General features: G+C 68.7%; 16 protein-coding genes and 3 tRNA genes. 9 read left to right on the top strand and 10 right to left on the bottom strand.

Annotation, left to right across the window (positions count from 1 at the left end; translation table 11 throughout):
• Window positions 1-73: 73 nt before the first annotated feature.
• Window positions 74-301, top strand: coding sequence for a hypothetical protein (locus EL288_RS14425; RefSeq protein ID WP_015063981.1), 228 nt, complete (start codon window positions 74-76; stop codon window positions 299-301).
• Between the two features lie 67 nt (window positions 302-368).
• Here EL288_RS14425 and EL288_RS14420 read toward each other — a convergent pair whose 3' ends face one another.
• The 6 genes from EL288_RS14420 to radC form a co-directional block, all read right to left on the bottom strand.
• Entirely contained in the window at window positions 369-1,775 is a 1,407-nt protein-coding gene (locus EL288_RS14420; RefSeq protein ID WP_003810507.1) for an MATE family efflux transporter, read from the bottom strand.
• Window positions 1,772-3,508, bottom strand: coding sequence for an ArnT family glycosyltransferase (locus tag EL288_RS14415; RefSeq protein ID WP_003810510.1), 1,737 nt, complete (start codon window positions 3,506-3,508; stop codon window positions 1,772-1,774). Before EL288_RS14415 ends, EL288_RS14420 begins: the two co-directional genes overlap by 4 nt.
• A 115-nt stretch (window positions 3,509-3,623) precedes the next feature.
• Window positions 3,624-3,890 (bottom strand): type B 50S ribosomal protein L31, encoded by a 267-nt coding sequence (locus EL288_RS14410; RefSeq protein WP_003810513.1) that lies wholly within the window; start codon window positions 3,888-3,890, stop codon window positions 3,624-3,626.
• Between the two features lie 168 nt (window positions 3,891-4,058).
• Entirely contained in the window at window positions 4,059-4,913 is an 855-nt protein-coding gene (kynA, locus tag EL288_RS14405) for a tryptophan 2,3-dioxygenase (RefSeq protein ID WP_003810516.1), read from the bottom strand.
• A gap of 27 nt (window positions 4,914-4,940) precedes the next feature.
• Entirely contained in the window at window positions 4,941-5,570 is a 630-nt protein-coding gene (kynB, locus tag EL288_RS14400) for an arylformamidase (RefSeq protein ID WP_033459719.1), read from the bottom strand.
• Between the two features lie 86 nt (window positions 5,571-5,656).
• The gene (radC, locus tag EL288_RS14395; RefSeq protein ID WP_003810520.1) at window positions 5,657-6,334 is read right to left on the bottom strand and encodes a RadC family protein; all 678 of its coding nucleotides are present in this window, start codon (window positions 6,332-6,334) and stop codon (window positions 5,657-5,659) included.
• Between the two features lie 52 nt (window positions 6,335-6,386).
• Here radC and EL288_RS14390 point away from each other — a divergent pair, with 52 nt between their 5' ends.
• The 3 genes from EL288_RS14390 to maiA are packed head-to-tail and all read left to right on the top strand — an operon-like array spanning window position 6,387 to window position 8,523.
• Window positions 6,387-6,863 (top strand): FKBP-type peptidyl-prolyl cis-trans isomerase, encoded by a 477-nt coding sequence (locus EL288_RS14390; RefSeq protein WP_003810522.1) that lies wholly within the window; start codon window positions 6,387-6,389, stop codon window positions 6,861-6,863.
• Window positions 6,863-7,840 carry a 4-hydroxy-3-methylbut-2-enyl diphosphate reductase gene (gene ispH, locus EL288_RS14385; protein ID WP_033446429.1) on the top strand — a complete coding sequence of 326 codons (978 nt, stop codon included), beginning with the start codon at window positions 6,863-6,865 and terminating at the stop codon, window positions 7,838-7,840. Before EL288_RS14390 ends, ispH begins: the two co-directional genes overlap by 1 nt.
• A gap of 38 nt (window positions 7,841-7,878) precedes the next feature.
• Entirely contained in the window at window positions 7,879-8,523 is a 645-nt protein-coding gene (maiA, locus tag EL288_RS14380) for a maleylacetoacetate isomerase (RefSeq protein ID WP_003810527.1), read from the top strand.
• A 49-nt stretch (window positions 8,524-8,572) separates the two neighbouring features.
• Here the strand turns inward: maiA and EL288_RS14375 are convergent.
• Window positions 8,573-8,648 (bottom strand) — tRNA-Thr (locus tag EL288_RS14375).
• A gap of 171 nt (window positions 8,649-8,819) precedes the next feature.
• Between EL288_RS14375 and EL288_RS14370 the strand changes: the two genes are divergently transcribed.
• Window positions 8,820-8,895, top strand: a tRNA-Asn gene (locus tag EL288_RS14370).
• 126 nt (window positions 8,896-9,021) lie between these two features.
• Here the strand turns inward: EL288_RS14370 and EL288_RS14365 are convergent.
• Window positions 9,022-9,357, bottom strand: coding sequence for a cupin domain-containing protein (locus EL288_RS14365; protein ID WP_003810529.1), 336 nt, complete (start codon window positions 9,355-9,357; stop codon window positions 9,022-9,024).
• Window positions 9,358-9,566: 209 nt separating this feature from the next.
• Here EL288_RS14365 and EL288_RS14360 point away from each other — a divergent pair, with 209 nt between their 5' ends.
• On the top strand, window positions 9,567-10,571 hold the full coding sequence (locus tag EL288_RS14360) for a CobW family GTP-binding protein (RefSeq protein ID WP_033446428.1): 1,005 nt from the start codon (window positions 9,567-9,569) through the stop codon (window positions 10,569-10,571).
• Between the two features lie 52 nt (window positions 10,572-10,623).
• Here the strand turns inward: EL288_RS14360 and EL288_RS14355 are convergent, their stop codons facing one another.
• Window positions 10,624-11,214, bottom strand: coding sequence for a malonic semialdehyde reductase (locus tag EL288_RS14355; protein WP_003810534.1), 591 nt, complete (start codon window positions 11,212-11,214; stop codon window positions 10,624-10,626).
• 104 nt (window positions 11,215-11,318) lie between these two features.
• On the opposite strand from EL288_RS14355, the gene EL288_RS14350 reads away from it, so the two are divergent.
• Window positions 11,319-12,230 (top strand): LysR family transcriptional regulator, encoded by a 912-nt coding sequence (locus EL288_RS14350; protein ID WP_003810537.1) that lies wholly within the window; start codon window positions 11,319-11,321, stop codon window positions 12,228-12,230.
• An 820-nt stretch (window positions 12,231-13,050) separates the two neighbouring features.
• Here EL288_RS14350 and EL288_RS14345 read toward each other — a convergent pair.
• Window positions 13,051-13,127: transfer RNA gene (locus EL288_RS14345), tRNA-Met, on the bottom strand.
• Window positions 13,128-13,196: 69 nt separating this feature from the next.
• Between EL288_RS14345 and scpB the strand changes: the two genes are divergently transcribed.
• Together scpB and rluB are read left to right on the top strand one after the other, a co-directional pair.
• Window positions 13,197-14,285: an SMC-Scp complex subunit ScpB gene (gene scpB / locus EL288_RS14340; RefSeq protein WP_033446426.1), complete on the top strand. Its 1,089-nt coding sequence runs from the start codon at window positions 13,197-13,199 to the stop codon at window positions 14,283-14,285.
• Between the two features lie 35 nt (window positions 14,286-14,320).
• On the top strand, window positions 14,321-16,063 hold the full coding sequence (gene rluB, locus EL288_RS14335; protein ID WP_033451234.1) for a 23S rRNA pseudouridine(2605) synthase RluB: 1,743 nt from the start codon (window positions 14,321-14,323) through the stop codon (window positions 16,061-16,063).
• Window positions 16,064-16,154 lie beyond the last annotated feature (91 nt).

Genomic DNA, 16,154 nt, shown 5'->3' with positions numbered 1-16,154 from the left:
TTACAGGTCCCATGGCATTTTGCCGGGCCTTGTATGGACGGGCTCCCGCGCCCGCAAGATAGGAGTACACAACATGACGACTCAGTCCCGTATCGCCGCTTTCTTGTCCACCTCGGCCCTGTGCCTCGGGCTGGCGGCCGCGCCATCGGCGTATGCCGCGCAGGGCGACACCCAGTCCGGCGCCAAGAGCAGCGTCAAGGCGCCGTCCGGCGGCAAGCACGCCAAGGGCGAGAAACACGCCAAGAACGGCGCGCATCACGGTGCCCACCACGCCAAGACGGGCAGTACATCCACCAAATAATTCTCAGGGACGCCGGTCCATGGCACGGGGCGCCGCGGGGGCGCCGCGCCGCGCACCGGCGCCGCATTCAGCCGCGGGCGAGCGCCAGCCGCGCGATCCGGCGGTACCAGTAGTGCAGCAGCACGGCCGACAAGCCCAGTCCGGCCATCGCCATCAGCCACATCGTGCCGGCGCCAGCCGGCGAGCCCGGCATCAGCGCCGCGCGCACCGGATCCAGGCCGCCGCGTCCCGGGCCGAATCCCAGCCACCATCCTCCCAGCAGGCCGACGCCGCCCAGCGCCACGGTTTGCAGCACCAGCGGCATGACAGCGACCTTGTGGGCGCGCAGCAGGTACGAGTTGATGCATTGCATCGAGTCGCACAAGTGGAACAGCGGGATGATGGCCAGCAGCGACGCCGCCACCGCGGCGACTTCGAGATCGTCGGTATAGGCGGCGATGATGAGCGGGCGGCCGACCAGCAGCACCGCGGCGGTAAGCGCCGCGCCCAGCAGGCCCAGCGCCAGGCCGGCCATGCCGGTGCGGTGCGCCAGGTCGGGGCGGCCCGCGCCGATCGCTTGCGCGGTCAACGCGGCGGTCGCCACCCCCAGCGCCATCGGCATCATGTAGCACAGCGCGGCCAGATTGGACATGATCTGGTGTCCGCCGGACACGTACGTGCCTTCGCGCGCCACCAGCAGGGCCATGAACGTGAACGCCGACACCTCGACCAGGTACGACCCGCCCATCGGCAGGCCCAGGCGCAGCAGCTCTTTCAGCGCGCGCCAGTCGGGCCGCCCCACGCGCAGGCGGAAGCGGCGGTAATAGCGGTCGTGCGTGATGATCCACAGGCCGGCAGCCAGGCTCAGCCAGCCCGAGATGGCGGTGGCCAGGCCGGCGCCCACGGCGCCCAGCGCCGGCAGGCCGAATTTGCCGTAGATCAGCACCCAGTTGCAGAACGCCTTGACGAACACCGCCGCCAGGTTGATGCTCATCACCACCTTGGGACGCGATACCGCCGTGCCCAGGGCGTAGATGGTGCGAAACACCAGCGTGGCGGGCAAGGCCAGCACGAGGGCGCGCAGGTAGGCCGCCACCCGGTCGCGCACGGCCGGGTCCACGTCGCCGGATAGCGAGAGCCAGGCGTCGGGAAACAGCATCAGGATCGCGCCCACCACCGACAGGCCCAGCGCCAGCCATACGCCCTGGCCCCAGGTACTGCCGACTTCGCGCTGCTGGCCGGCGCCGAAGTGTTGCGCCAGGATGGGAATGAGGGCGTGCACCACGCCCATCAGGCCGACGAAAACCGTGATGTACACCGACACCGACAGCGACATCGCTGCCAGGTCCTGCGGGCTGGCGTGGCCGGTCATGGCGGTGTCGAGCACGCCGAAGGAGATGCCGGCCCATTGGCTGATCAGCACCGGCCATGCCTGGCGCGCGATGTCGCGCATGGTCGCGCCGAACCCGGGCGAGGGGGCGGCGGCAGGGGTCATCGGGTGGGCGTGACGCGCAGCAGGCGGAAGACTTCGTGCCGGTCGGCGCGGCGGCCGCCGCGCCACAATTCGGTGGCGCCGTCGCTGTAGGCGGCGGTGCCGTCGCGCAGGCTGCTGTGGGTAGTCTGCTGCAGCACCAGCGTGCATTTGGAATCGTAGGTGAACGACATGTTGTCGAACACCAGGAACGAGGCGCGCTGCCCGCTGCCCAGGCTCAGGCCGCGCACGCACTCGCCCGGCTGGAGGTTGGCCTGCAGCGCTTCGGCCAGCTGGCCCGATACGGTGCGGTAGCTGCGCGCATAGTCCACCGCGGGCTGCCACAGCAGCACCAGCAGGATCCAGGTGGCGGTCAGGCCGCCGGCCGACAGCACCGTGCCGCGCCACAGCGCCAGCGGACGGCTGCGCAGGCGCCAGACGACCAGCACGACCCAGGCGGCCGAGATGACCAGCGCCAGCGCGCTGGCCAGCCAGGAAATGGAGGCTTCGTAGCCGGTGGTCTGGCGGGCGATATTGCGCGAAATCTGCGCCGGCCAGCCGAAATGCAGCGCCACCCAGCCCAGCCAGGCGGTGGCCGCGGTAAGCGAAAAGCACATCACCGCGAACCAGTCCAGCGTGTTGACCACGCCGCGCCGCAGCGTGGGCAGCGAGAAGGCGCCCAGGATGGCGCAAGGCACCGCCAGCATGGCGTACTCGGCGTCATTGGGTCCGTCCAGGAACAGCAGCATCAGCGCCGCGGTGGCGGCCAGCACCAGCGGCACCCAGATATGGGGCGCATACAGCCAGGCGCGCCAGCGCCAGATCGCCAGCAGGGCCAGCGGCCAGGTCGGCCACAGGTACCAGGGCAGGTCGCGCAGCGTGCGGCCGGTGATGCGCAGGTCCGGCCAGTCGTACGAGGCCAGGGTCCAGGTTTTCCAGTTGCGTATCCAGTAGTCGCTGCCCTCGGCCAGGGTGGCGGGCAGCCACCAGGCCAGCATCAGCGCGGCGGCGATCAAGGCCGCCCAGGGCAGCCAGCGTACCCGCTGCCACAGCAGGCTGCGCGGGTAGAACGCCAGCACCGCGGCCACCATCACCGGCGCGGCGCCGATCCAGCCGCGCGTCAGGAAGGCGCCGGCCACCGCCACCCCCAGGGTGGTGGCGCCAAGGAAAGGGCGATCCAGCGTGCGGGCCATGGCGTAGAACGCGAGCGCCTGCCAGGCCATGATGGCCGGCACCACCGAGGTTTCGTGCAGGCGTTGCAGGATGCCCACCGTGGCCAGCAGCAGCAGCAGGGCCGCGTCGGCCAGCATGCGGCCGTAGTCGCGCGCCGCCGGCTCGCCGCCGAAAGGCAGTTTGAGCGGCTGGGCCTCGGCGCGCCGGCCCAGCAGATAGGTGCCGTACCAGACGCTGACCGTGGCGATGCCGAACCACAGCAGGTTGGGCAGGCGGCCGGCCGTGATATCGCCCAGCCATGGGCCGAACAGCCACATCGAGGCGCCGCCGACCCAGGTGATCATCGGGCCTTCCTCGGCGTGCGCCAGGTGCCCCACCTGCGGCAGCAGCCAGGTCATGCCGCCTTCGCGCAGCGCGGTGACCATGGTGGCCAGCCCGACCACGTCGTCGGTCTTCCACGGGTCGCGCATGAACAGGCCCGCCACGATATAGATCAGCGACAGGCCAAGCAGGACGAGCCGGGGCAGCTTGGCGGTAGCTTGTACCGTCAGCCGGGCCGGAGTAGAGCGCGAAATGGGAGACACGGACGTAATGTAACCGACGAGCGTGGAACCGATGAGGGTTGGCGCGGCATGCCGCGAGGAAAAAAAAGCAGCCCGCAGGCTGCTTTCTGGTGCGCCTCCCGAAGGAGCTTGCCGATCAGGACGCCGACTTGACCGTCCCGGCGGTGCGGGCGAAGCGGGCGCGGAATTTTTCCACGCGGCCGGTCTCGACGATACGCGTCTGCGCGCCGGTGTAGAACGGGTGCGATTCGGACGTCACGTCGCACTTGAAGAGCGGGTACGTCTTGCCGTCCATTTCGACGGTTTCGCGGGTGTGGATGGTCGAGCGGGTGATGAACTTGTTGCCCGTCTGAACGTCCATGAACACCACTTCGCGGTATTCGGGGTGAATGCCTTCTTTCATGATAATTTCCCAGGTTAGCGGGTCGCCAGCCAGGCCGTGCAAGCCGCCCGGCGCACGGCCACGCGTCTTGCGTGGCGGCAACCAGGATGCGCCGTCTGGCAACGTATCCAAAAAACAACCCCGCATTCTAGCACGCATACCTGGCCCCGATACAAGGCCCGTGTGGCGTCAGAGATCCGTCCTCAATTTCCAGATTTCCGGAAACAGCACCACCTCCAGCATCTTGCGCAGGTAGGTGACGCCGGAGGTGCCGCCGGTGCCGCGCTTGAAGCCGATGATGCGCTCCACCGTGGTCACGTGGCGAAAACGCCACAGGCGAAAGGCGTCTTCCAGGTCGGTCAGCTTTTCGCCCAGCTGGTATTGGTTCCAGTAGCGCTCGGATTGCCGGTAGACGGTCAGCCAGGCCTGTTCGACCTGGTCGTCGGCCCGGTAGGGCTGGGTCCAGTCGCGCTGCAGCGCGCCGGCCGGCACGGCCAGGCCGCTGCGGGCCAGGAACCGCAGCGCCTCGTCGTACAGCGAGGGCGCCTCGAAGGCGGCGCGTACCTGCGCCAGCAGGTCGGCGCGGTGGGCGTGGGGCTGCAGCATCGCGGCGTTCTTGTTGCCCAGCAGGTATTCGATCTGGCGGTACTGATAGCTCTGGAAGCCGCTGGAGTGCGCGAGGTAGGGGCGCAGGGCCGAGTATTCGGGCGGTGTCATGGTGGCCAGCACATCCCAGGCCGACACCAGTTGCTCCAGGATCTTGCTGACACGCGCCAGCATCTTGAACGCCGGCTGCAGGCGGTCCTGCTGGATCGCGGCGATGGCCGCGCGCAGTTCGTGCAGCATCAGCTTCATCCACAGCTCGCTGGTCTGGTGCTGCACGATGAACAGCATTTCGTTGTGCTCGGGCGAGAGCGGGTGCTGGGCGCCCAGAAGTTCGTCCAGGTGCAGGTAGTCGCCATAACTCATGTCGCGCGCGAAATCGAGCTGGGCTTTTTCGTCGTGCACGATGGCTTCGGGGCGTTGCGTAGGGGTGGGCTGCATGGTGGGTCCTGCTGCGTGAATGGCGGGTCAGGCCAGTTCGCGCAACACGGCGCGCACCGGACTGGCGTCGGCCTGGACCAGCGCCAGCGGAAGCGCGATCAGTTCGTAATCGCCCTCGTCCACGTCGTCCAGGCGGAGGTTCTCGAGTACGCGCATGTCGCGCCGCCGGATGGCGTGATGGCTGTCCAGGGTCTTGCTGGACGCGGGATCTATGCTGGGCGTATCGATGCCGATCAGCGTGACGCCGCGTCCGGCCAGCCATTCGATGGTCTGGGGCGCATAGGCGGAGAAATCGTCCACCCACCATTGCAGCGCCGCGTGGCGCGCCGTGCGCACCAGTACCCGCGGCGGCAGGCCGGCCTGGGCATGCGCCAGGTGCTCGGGCAGGATGAGCGGGCCGCAGCCGATGGCGTGGATGACGCGACAGGGGCCCAGGAAGGGTTCGAGCGCGACGGCGCCTATGGCGGCCGCGCCATTCTCATAGTGCAGCGGCGCGTCGGCGTGGGCGCCAATGTGGGGCGACAGGGTGATCTCGCTGACATTGACCGGGCAATCCGGCGTCAGCGACCATTTCCATTGCTGGCGATATGGCGTGTCGCCCGGGAAAACCGGCGAGTCGGCAGAAACCGGCGGTGAAATGTCCCACAGGCGCTTCATGAGAAAAAACGGTTTAGGGTTGAAATGACTGACTCCTAGTCTAACGAACTGCCCGGAGTTTGGCGATGCCGGGATGTCGGGTCCCGTCAGAGGTGTCCTTGCGCGGCCATCGATACCGTGGCGGCGCCGGCGACGATGACGTGGTCGATCAGCCGCACGTCGATCAGGGCCAGCGCCTGCCTGATCTGGCGCGTCATGGCGATGTCCGCGGCGCTGGCGGCGGCGGTGCCGCCCGGATGGTTGTGGGCCAGGATCAGCGCGGCCGCGTGGTGGCGCAATGCCTCGCGGACGATTTCGCGCGGGTAGATCTGCGCCTGGGTCAGGGTGCCGCGGGCGACTTCGGCGCAGATGATCAGCTTGAGCCGCGCGTCCAGGTACAGGGCGATGCAGTGCTCGACCTTGCGGTGGCCCAGGGCCGCCTGGCAATAGCGGCGCACCAGGTCGGGGTTGGCCAGGGCGTCCTGGCGCACCAGGTCTTCTTCGAGCGTGCGGCGGGCCAGTTCCAGCACCGCGGCCAGTACGCAGGCCTTGGCGGTTCCCAGGCCGGGCACCACCTGCAGCTCCGCCGGCGAGGTGCCGAGCAGGCCGCGCAGGCCGCCGAACCGGCGCAGCAGGTCGTGCCCCAGCTGGACCGCGTTGCAGCCCGCCACGCCGGTGCGCAGCGCCAGCGCCAGCAGCTCGGGATCGCTCAGCGTCGCGGCGCCGTGGCGCAGCAGGCGTTCGCGCGGCCAGTCGGCGCGGAGCAGGGGTTCGGGCAGACTCATGGCATAAGCTCTAAAATCAAATCTTTATTGGATTGCCATACGGTGACAGACCTTGAGCGCCGCCTCTGAGAATGTGAATGTTTTGGTCCGTCCGGACTCCTACCTCACCCTGCATTACCGCATCGTGCTGGCCTCGGGGCCTGCCGAGGGCTCGGTGTTCACGGATACCTTCGATGGTCGCCCGGCGACGCTGCAGATGGGCAGCGGCCAGTGGGCCCCCGGCCTCGAAGCCGCCTTGCTCGACCATGCGGAGGGCGAGCGCTTCAGCGTGGCGCTGGCGCCGGCTCAGGCCTATGGCGAGCGCAATCCGGACCTGATCCAGAAAGTGACGCGCGCCATGCTGGCCGAGCATGCGGGCGCCGATGCCGCCTTCGAGCCCGGCGACCTGGTCGAGTTCGCCGCGCCCAATGGCGGGCGCTACTCGGGCGTGCTGAAGGAAATCAACGCCGATTGGGCGATGTTCGACTTCAACCATCCGCTGGCCGGCACCGCCTTGCGCGTGGATGTCGCCATCCTGGGAGTGCTGTGATGACCGCTGAAGTGACCGCCGCCGATGCCGAGGTCCTGCTGGCGCAGCCGCGTGGCTTCTGTGCCGGCGTGGATCGCGCCATCGACATCGTCGAGCGCGCGCTCGAGCTGCATGGCGCGCCGATCTACGTGCGCCACGAGATCGTCCACAACCGCTACGTGGTCGAGGACTTGCGCGGCAAGGGCGCCGTGTTCATCGACGAGCTGGACCAGGCGCCCGCGGGCGCCATCGTGGTGTTCTCGGCGCACGGCGTGTCGCAGGCGGTGCGCGGCGAAGCCGAGGCGCGCGGCCTGCGGGTGTTCGATGCGACCTGCCCGCTGGTGACCAAGGTGCACATCGAAGTGGCGCGCATGCGCGCGGCCGGGCGCGAGATCGTCATGATCGGGCACAAGGGCCATCCCGAGGTGGAGGGCACGCTCGGGCAGGCGCAGGGCGGCATGTACCTGGTCGAAACGGTCGAGGATGTCGCTGCGCTGCGGGTCAGCGATCCGGGCAACCTGGCCTACGTCACGCAAACCACGCTGTCGGTGGACGACGCCGCGGCGGTCGCGGGCGCGCTCAAGGCGCGCTTTCCGGGCATCGTCGAGCCCAAGAAAAGCGACATCTGCTACGCCACCCAGAACCGCCAGGACGCCGTCAAGCTGCTGGCGCCGGAGTGCGACCTGGTGCTGGTCGTGGGCAGCACCAACAGCTCCAATTCCAACCGGCTGCGCGAAGTGGCCGAGCGCAAGGGCGTGGCGGCCTACCTGATCGACGGCGCGCACGCCATCGACCCGGCATGGCTGCAGGGCAGGCGCAGCATCGGCATCACGGCCGGCGCGTCGGCGCCCGAGGTGCTGGTGCAGCAGGTGGTCGAGCGCGTACGCGAGCTCGGCGCGGTGTCGGTGCGCACCATGCCCGGCCTGGAGGAGAGCGTGGCTTTCCCCCTGCCCAAGGGGCTGTCGCGCAAGATCGCCCAGACCGAATCCCTCGAATGACAACGACGCGCGGCGCAGCCCGCGCAGCTGGAGGCAAAATGGAGTTGTACAGCTATTTCCGCAGTTCGGCCGCCTATCGGGTACGCATCGCTCTCAACCTGAAGGGCCTGCCGTACGACTATCGCGCCGTGCACTTGCTCAAGGATGGCGGCCAGCAATTGGCGCCGCAGTACCGCGCGCTCAATCCGAATGCCCTGGTGCCGGCGCTGGTCGACGGCGACGCGGTCCTGACCCAGTCGCTGGCCATTGTCGAATATCTCGAGGAAACCCATCCGCAGCCGCCGCTGCTGCCGTCCGATGCGCTCGGGCGCGCCCGCGTGCGCGCGATCGCGCAGACCATCGCCTGCGACATCCATCCGCTGAACAACCTGCGCGTGCTGAAGTATCTCAAGCACGAGCTCAAGGTCAGCGAAGAGGCCAAGAATGCCTGGTACAAGCACTGGGTGGAACTGGGCCTCGCGGGGGTCGAGGCCATGCTGGCCGGCGCGCCGCAGACCGGGCGCTTCTGCCATGGCGACGCGCCGACCCTGGCCGATCTGTGCCTGGTGCCGCAACTGGCCAATGCGCGCCGTTTCGGCTGCGATCTGTCGGCCATGCCGACGCTGGCCCGCATCGAAGCGGCATGTGCCGAATTGCCCGCCTTTCAGCAGGCAGCGCCTGCCGCGCAGCCCGACGCCGAGTAGTCGCGCGCCCAAGCAAAAAGGGCAGCCCGGATGGGCTGCCCTTTTTTTCTGGTGCCGGCAAGAGGAGTCGAACCCCCGACCTTCGCATTACGAATGCGCTGCTCTACCAACTGAGCTATGCCGGCCAAAACCTGTTTCTCGGATGCCGCGCTCCCGTGCGGGTGGGCGTATCGAGGAAAGACCGAAATGATATCAGAAAAAAATCGCGATGAGAAATGGGGGACGTGCAAACCCGCGTCGGGGCAGGCAACTTGCACACTTAAAAAAAAGCCGTCATAATCTCGTTTCTTGGCAGTTCCCCGATAGCTCAGTCGGTAGAGCGACGGACTGTTAATCCGCAGGTCGCTGGTTCGAGCCCAGCTCGGGGAGCCAACAGAATTTTTGCCGTATCGTCGGCGATATCGACACCGTCGACACAAAAGGGCCGTTCACGCAAGTGAGCGGCTTTTTGTATTGCGCTTGGCTGGGTGGCCGGGGCGGGGCAGTTGTCATCAGGGATCAGGGGCGCGCGAGCATCAGCGTGACCAGCAGGGTGCTGTCTTCCAGGGCCTTTACGGCATGCGCGACGCCCGGCGCCAGGTAGACCAGCGTGCCGGCGGGCATGCGTTGCGTCGTGTCCTGCGCGGTCAGCATGACGGCGCCTTCCAGGCACTGGATGGTGATCGCGCTGGCGTCGATGGCGTGGCTGGGCAGTTGCTGATCGCGCGGCAGCACCAGGCGCATCACTTCCAGGTGGTCGGCGCGCACCAGTGCCTGCGAGACGGTCTCGCGCAGCGATTCGCCCAGCGGGCGCAAGTCGATCAGTTCGCCCGAGCGGGCGTGATGCATGGCCATAACAAGAACCTCCCTGTGCAAAGGGGGCAAAACCTCAGCTTACTGCACGTCCCCGGGTGTGCAAACGCCGCAGGCGCATGTGCAAGCCCGCGGGCGGCCCGCGGAATGATCAATAGGTGTTGCGCCGTGTGCGGCCGCCGCCCGTGGAGTGGGCGGCGCGGCCGTTTCGGGGCGGCAATGGCGCGGGCGGGCCCGCGCATGGGAAAGCGATGGATGCGTTCAAGCAAGACAGCCGCATCGGCGTGACGGTGTTGACCGGATTCCTGGGCAGCGGCAAGACGACGCTGCTCAATCGCCTGGTGCAGGAGCCCGAGTACGCCGAGGCGGTGGTCATCGTCAACGAGTTCGGCGACATAGGCGTGGACCACCATCTGGTACGCAATGTCGATGACCGTATCGTGCTGCTGGAGGGCGGATGCATATGCTGCACCGCCAGCGGCGGCCTGGTCGATACGCTGCGCGACCTGTTCATGCTGGCGGTGCGCCGCCGCATCAAGCCGTTCAAGCGGGTGCTGCTGGAGACGACCGGCCTGGCCGGGCCCGCCTCGGTCATGTTCTCGCTGCGCCACGATCCGTTCCTGGCCGAGCGCTACGCGTATCATGGCGCGATCGCCATGGTCGATGCGCAGCACGTGCGCGAACAGCTGATGGTGCAGCCCGAGGCGGCCCAGCAGATCGCGCTGGCGGACCTGGTCGTATTCAGCAAGGCGGACCTGGCCGGCCAGGCGCAACTGGCCAGCGCCATGCGCGATGTGGCGCGCGCCAATCCGGGCGTGCCCATGTGCGTGGTGCGCCGCGGCGAGCCGCTGGATGAGCGGCTGCGCGGCGACTTCCTGGTGCGCGAGCGCCGGCAGGCGGCGCCCCTGGGGCGCTGGCTGGGCGCCTTTGCCGCGCCGCCGGGCGGCCCGCACCCCAATGTGGCGCATTTTTCCCTGAACCTGTCGGTGCCGCTGACGCGCGGCATGTTCCTGGCCCGGATGTCGGAGATCCAGGCGGCCTATGACCGCGGCATCCTGCGCATCAAGGGGTTGGTATGTTTCGAGGCCGAAGCCTTGCCCTGTGCGGTGCACGGGGTGCATCGGCAGCTGTATCCGCTGGAGGCGTTGCCGCAATGGCCGGGCGACGACCGCCAGTCGCGCCTGGTGTTCATCCTGCGCGGCCTGGACCGGGACGCGGTCCGGGCCGATGTCGCCAGGCGGCTGCAGCAGGGGTGAGGGCGACGGCCCCTGGTCGGGGGCGGGACCGCGGCGCTACGGCCGGGCGCGATCAGAGGATTTGCGCCGCGGTGTCGAACGCCAGGCGGGGGCCGCGCGGGTAGTTGCCGGCCGGGTCGCCGTAGCCCAGATTGACGAGGAAGTTGGCCTTGCAGCGGCCGTCCGGGAAGAATTCGGCGTCCACCTTGGCCGCGTCGAAGCCGCTCATCGGGCCGGCGTCCAGCCCCAGCATGCGGGCCGCCACGATCAGGTAGGCGCCTTGCAGGGAGCTGTTGCGCATGGCGGTCGCGCGCGCGGCGTCGGCGTTGTTCTCGAAGGCCGGACGGGCGTCGTAGGCGCTGAACTGCGTCGGCAGGTGCTCATAGAACTGGGTGTCCTGGGCGACGATCACGGTCACGGGCGCGGCCAGTGTCTTTTCCAGGTTGCCGGGAGACAGGGCGGGCGCCAGGCGCTGCCTGGCCGCGGCGCTGCGCAGGAAGATGAACCGGCCGGGCTGCGAATTCATGGCGGTCGGCCCCCATTTCATCAGCTCGTACAACTCGTGCAGGGTCGCGTCGCTGATCGATTGTTCGGTATAGCGATTGAAGGTGCGGGCGGCCTGGAAGATCTGTTCCTGGGCGGCAAGGCTCAACGGGGCATTCATGGGGCGTGCGGGCGTGGATGATTGAGACTGGCCAATTTTAAGTGCTTGAAACGCATCAAAATACGGTATAAACAGAACAGTCTGATGCATAAAGCGAGACAATCGTGGATCGTCTGAAAGCCATGCAGGTCTTCGTGGAAGTTGCCGATCGCGGCAGCCTGTCGGCGGCGGCGATGCACCTGGGCATGTCGCGCGCCATGGTGTCGCGCTACCTGGCCGAGCTCGAGGCCTGGGTGGGCGTGCGGCTGCTGCATCGGACCACCCGCCGCCTGAGCCTGACGCCGGCCGGCTCGGAGACCCTGCCGCGCTGCCGCCGCATGCTGGAAATGGTGGGCGACATGCGCGAGGCCGTGGCCGCACCCGACGCCGAGCCGCGCGGGCTGCTGCGCGTCACGGCCGCCATGTCGTTCGGCGGCGCGCAGCTGGCCGAAGCGGTGGCGGAGTTCGTGCGCCGCCATCCGGCGGCCAGCATCGATCTGTTGCTGGTCGATCGCGCGGTCAACCTGGTCGAGGAGCGCGTCGACCTGGCGGTGCGGATCACCAATGACCTCGATCCCAACCTGATCGGGCGCAGGCTGGCCGACTGCCGGTCGGTCGTCTGCGCCGCGCCGCAGTACCTGCAGCAGCACGGCGCGCCGGCCAGAGCCGAGGATCTCTCGCTGCACAATTGCCTGACGCATTCTTATTTCGGCCGCAGCCTGTGGCGTTTCGAGCGCGCCGGAGAGCCCGTCGAAGTGCCGGTCGGCGGCAATATCACGGCCAACGAAACCGACGTGCTGATGCGGGCGGCGCTGGCCGGGGCGGGCATTGTCATGCTGCCCACCTACCTGGCGGCCGGGCAGATCGCCGCAGGAACCCTGCGTCCCTTGTTGCCTGATTGCGCGCCGCCGGTGCTGGGAATACATGGGGTCTACGTGTCGCGCAAGCAGATGCCGCTGATACTGCGAACCATGCTCGATTTCCTGGCCGAGCGCTTCAATCCCGCTCCCTGGGACGCGGCGCTCGAGGGGCGCTGAGTGTGGCGCGGGCGCGGCCGGGGCTTTGTCGGGAGGGCGGTTACGGGTATAATCAAGACATTACAGCCGGCCTGGCGCGCGACGCCAAACCGGTTTGTCCGGGCAGGCCTGCGCTGATTGCGCGATATGCCGCCGGGCACGATGTCGTTCCAATACGTCTAAGAATCCCCGATCAACGATTGCGCGTAACCCGGCCCTTGCGGCGCGGGCGCCCGGTCACAAGCCGGCACGGTTGTCGTTGTGCGGTCGGGGCCGCGCCCTGGTCCGGAACGGGCCGCGCAGGCGGGCCCGCCCTGGCGGATTCATTGTTTGCGATTGCCGTGGCGCGCCTGTCCTGGCGCCTGGATACAGGCGCTTGCAGCGGCCGCCGGCTACGGTCAAGAAAGCCTCGGTCTGTGGGCCATGCCCGCGATGCGGTTTGCCGGTGTCGCGCCGCCATGTCGGCACGGCGGCTGGCGCGCCATGTCGCGGCATGCCGGGCCGCGGCATAGCTGGCGGGCCGGCATGCGGTAGTCCCGCCATGATCCAGTTTGATTGAACAAGATATTCGTGAGCGCCAGTATCCGTATTTCCGGTCATGCGTTTTTTCATGCCAGGGCCCATGCCCAGGTTGCCGGGGCGGCCGTGCGTGCTCGCCGCGCGCCCGTCGGCCCGTGGCCAGGCCAGCGCCGGGGCGCGCGCGGCATCGTTGTCGCCACTGCCGCCGCCGCCGCTGTTGTTGCAGCTGTTGTCGCCGCTCTTGTCGTCATTTCAGCCCGCAGCAAGCGCCGCGCCAATGAAAAAGGCCCGGCAACGATGTGCCAGGCCTTGATCAACGATTTGGTTGCGGGGGCAGGATTTGAACCTACGACCTTCGGGTTATGAGCCCGACGAGCTGCCAGACTGCTCCACCCCGCGTCTGAGAAGAAGAATATTAATCTCAATCCCGATTTAGCGCAAGTTTGCTCCCTTCTTTTGTGAGTGCCGATGAACGATAGCGAGGCAATACTCGTGCTGGAAACCGCGCTGCTGTGCGCGTCCCAGCCGATGCAGTTCGCCGAAATGCGCAAGCTGTTCGGTGATGACCAGGATATCGACAACACCGCGTTGCGCGCCTGGCTGGAAGCGCTGCAGGCGCAATGGAACGAGCGCGGCCTGGAGCTGGTGCAGCTGGCTTCGGGCTGGCGTTTCCAGAGCCGGCCGCAGATGCAGCGCTATCTCGAGCGGCTCAATCCCGAGAAGCCGCCCAAGTATTCGCGCGCGGTGCTCGAGACGCTGGCCATCGTTGCCTGGCGGCAGCCCGTGACGCGCGGCGACATCGAGGATATCCGCGGCGTGACGGTGTCGTCGCAGATCGTCAAGGTGCTGGAAGACCGCGGCTGGATCGAGGTCATCGGCCATCGCGATGCGCCCGGCCGGCCGGCGCTGTTCGCCACCACCCGCCAGTTCCTCGATGACCTGGGCCTGCGCGCGCTGGATGAGCTGCCTCCGCTGGAGTCGGCGCAGGCCGCCGCCGCGCTGGCAGGGCTGGACCTGGGCGGCGCCGAGGTGCTGGTCGAGGCGGTCGATGCGGTCGAGGGCGGCGCGGCCCGGGACGAGGCGGACGGCGACGAAGCGGCGGGCCAGGTGGCTGCCTCGCTGGGCGATGCGCAGCCGGAGGTGGCGCAGGCGGGCGTGGATGGCGTAGAATCCGCCGTGTCGCCGGAACCGGTCCTGCCCGTGTCCGCCGACGATGATACGAACGAGCCGGCCGAAACCGCGGCCGCCAGCCTGCCCGGGGCAGGTGTTGCCGAACCGGCGCACGAGTCCGCCGGTGCAGCGCCGGATGATGGGAACGGACCTGTCGAGGTCCCCCCGCTCCAGCCAGACCAGATATCCCTACCTGACGAGCCCGCCGAGGCGCGACCGCACGTGCCGGCGCCCGAGGTCGGTCCTGGCGAGCCGCAGCCCGAAATCGTGCCCGCCGCGCCCGAGCCCGTCACGCCGCCGGCACCGGGGCGCGACGAGGCCGATGGCGTGGTGTCCAACCCTGAAGATGACGAGCCTGCCGCATCCGGCCGGCTCCCCAAAGTTTGAAATTCGGAGCTGTCCCAGTGACAACGAATACAACGATGCAAGACGACAATTCCTTTCCCGACAATGAATCCCCGGTGGCGCAGCCGCCCGTTGGCGAGCCCGCCGCATCCGGCGAGGCCGGCGACGGCGAGGGCGCAGCCCGGGCGCGTGGCCGCAAGCTGCGCACGCCGTTTCGCCGCCGCCGCGGCGACGCGGCCGCCGCCGGCGAAGCCGGCGCCGACGAGGCGGGCAGCCAGCCCGCCGCCCAGTCCGAGGGCGATGCCCGCGCCAGCGAGCGCGATGCCGACCAGGCGCTGGCCTACCTGGACAACGCGGCGCGCATCGAGCAGCGCCTGGGCAAGTACCTGAACAGCGAGGCAGTGATGCCCAAGCTGCACAAGGTGCTGGCCGATGCCGGAATCGGTTCGCGCCGCGAAATGGAAGAGCTGATCGTGGCCGGCCGAGTGTCGGTCAACGGCGAGCCGGCCCACATCGGCCAGCGCGTCGCTCCCAACGACCAGGTGCGCGTCAACGGCAAGCCGATTGCGCGTCCCAACGCCAAGAAGCCGCCGCGCGTCATCCTCTATCACAAGCCGGCCGGCGAGATCGTCAGCCATGACGACCCGGGCGGACGCGCCAGCGTGTTCGCCAGGCTGCCCAAGCTGCGCACCGGCAAGTGGCTGTCCGTGGGGCGGCTGGACCTCAATACCGAGGGGCTGCTGATCTTCACGACCTCCGGCGACATGGCCAACCGCATCATGCATCCGCGCTACGGTACCGAGCGCGAATACGCGGTGCGCGTCCTGGGCGAGATGGACGACGCGCAGCGCAAGTCGCTCACCGAGGGTATCGAGCTGGAGGACGGCAAGGCGGCTTTCGGTTCTTTCGAATACCTGGGGGGCGACGGCAGCAATCGCTGGTATCGCGTCACCTTGCAGGAGGGGCGCAACCGCGAGGTGCGCCGCATGTTCGAGGCGGTGGGTGTGACCGTCAGCCGCCTGATCCGTACGCGTTTCGGCGATATCGTGTTGCCGCGCAACCTGCGCCGCGGCCGCTGGGAAGAGCTCGACGGTTCGCTGGTGACGGCCCTGATGGTTCAGCTGGGCCTGCTGCGCGACGGGGACGAGTCCGAAGGGCGGCGCAAATCGCGCCAGCCCCAGTCGCATGACAGCGCGCTGCCGCCGGGCTTCGGCACGCTGGAGCGCAATGGCATGAACGGCGCCCGTATCGGCCGTCGCGGCAAGCTGCAGGGCGGCCGTCCCGGCAGCGCGGCCGCGTGTCCGTCCGACCCGTTCGGAACGGGCTTGATGATCACCGGCGGTTATGCCAACGGCCACCCGCTGGGCAACGACAGCGCGGCTGGGCGGGGCGGCAAGGGCAAGCCTGCCAAGGGCAAGGCGGGCGGCGACAAGCCGCAGCGCGGCCAGGGCCGCAAGGCGGCGGGCGCGCAGGCTGGCGGCCAGGGCAGCGGCCAGGGCGCGGCTGCCAAGCCGGCGGGCGCGCGTGGCGGCAAGAAGGCGGGCGGCCGCGCGGCGGCGCCTGGCGCCAAGGGCGCGGGTGGCCGCGCCGGCGGCAACAAGGCAGCCAGCGCGGGCGGCAAGGCGGCCGGCGTGGCCAAGCCGGCCTCGCCCACGGGCAATCGCGGTCCGGCCGCGCCCAAGCCGCAACGCGCGCGTCGCGGCGGCGGTGGTGCCGGCGGTGGTGGCGGTGGCCGGGGCGACGACTGGCAGCCCAAGGGCGCCGGCGCCCACGAGTCCCGTCTCGGGTTCATGGGCGGGCGGGGCGGGCGCGGACGTTGATGTGCGGCGCCACGAAGATCGGATGTGTCCCGCTTATCCGTAAGCTCCCGACGTATCAGGCAAATTTCCGGTTTATCTGGTAAAATCAACG

This window comes from Bordetella bronchiseptica (assembly GCF_900636925.1).
GTDB classification, from domain to species: Bacteria; Pseudomonadota; Gammaproteobacteria; order Burkholderiales; family Burkholderiaceae_B; genus Bordetella; species Bordetella pertussis.
This window is presented reverse-complemented; position numbering and strand designations above follow the sequence as displayed.

Excerpts from the sequence above, each read along its gene's own strand:
- EL288_RS14425 (WP_015063981.1), top strand. The coding sequence starts at position 74 with ATGACGACTCAGTCCCGTATCGCCGCTTTCTTGTCCACCTCGGCCCTG.
- EL288_RS14420 (WP_003810507.1), bottom strand. The coding sequence starts at position 1,775 with ATGACCCCTGCCGCCGCCCCCTCGCCCGGGTTCGGCGCGACCATGCGC.
- EL288_RS14410 (WP_003810513.1), bottom strand. The coding sequence starts at position 3,890 with ATGAAAGAAGGCATTCACCCCGAATACCGCGAAGTGGTGTTCATGGAC.
- kynA (WP_003810516.1), bottom strand. The coding sequence starts at position 4,913 with ATGCAGCCCACCCCTACGCAACGCCCCGAAGCCATCGTGCACGACGAA.
- kynB (WP_033459719.1), bottom strand. The coding sequence starts at position 5,570 with ATGAAGCGCCTGTGGGACATTTCACCGCCGGTTTCTGCCGACTCGCCG.
- radC (WP_003810520.1), bottom strand. The coding sequence starts at position 6,334 with ATGAGTCTGCCCGAACCCCTGCTCCGCGCCGACTGGCCGCGCGAACGC.
- ispH (WP_033446429.1), top strand. The coding sequence starts at position 6,863 with ATGACCGCTGAAGTGACCGCCGCCGATGCCGAGGTCCTGCTGGCGCAG.
- maiA (WP_003810527.1), top strand. The coding sequence starts at position 7,879 with ATGGAGTTGTACAGCTATTTCCGCAGTTCGGCCGCCTATCGGGTACGC.
- EL288_RS14365 (WP_003810529.1), bottom strand. The coding sequence starts at position 9,357 with ATGGCCATGCATCACGCCCGCTCGGGCGAACTGATCGACTTGCGCCCG.
- EL288_RS14360 (WP_033446428.1), top strand. The coding sequence starts at position 9,567 with ATGGATGCGTTCAAGCAAGACAGCCGCATCGGCGTGACGGTGTTGACC.
- EL288_RS14355 (WP_003810534.1), bottom strand. The coding sequence starts at position 11,214 with ATGAATGCCCCGTTGAGCCTTGCCGCCCAGGAACAGATCTTCCAGGCC.
- scpB (WP_033446426.1), top strand. The coding sequence starts at position 13,197 with ATGAACGATAGCGAGGCAATACTCGTGCTGGAAACCGCGCTGCTGTGC.
- rluB (WP_033451234.1), top strand. The coding sequence starts at position 14,321 with ATGCAAGACGACAATTCCTTTCCCGACAATGAATCCCCGGTGGCGCAG.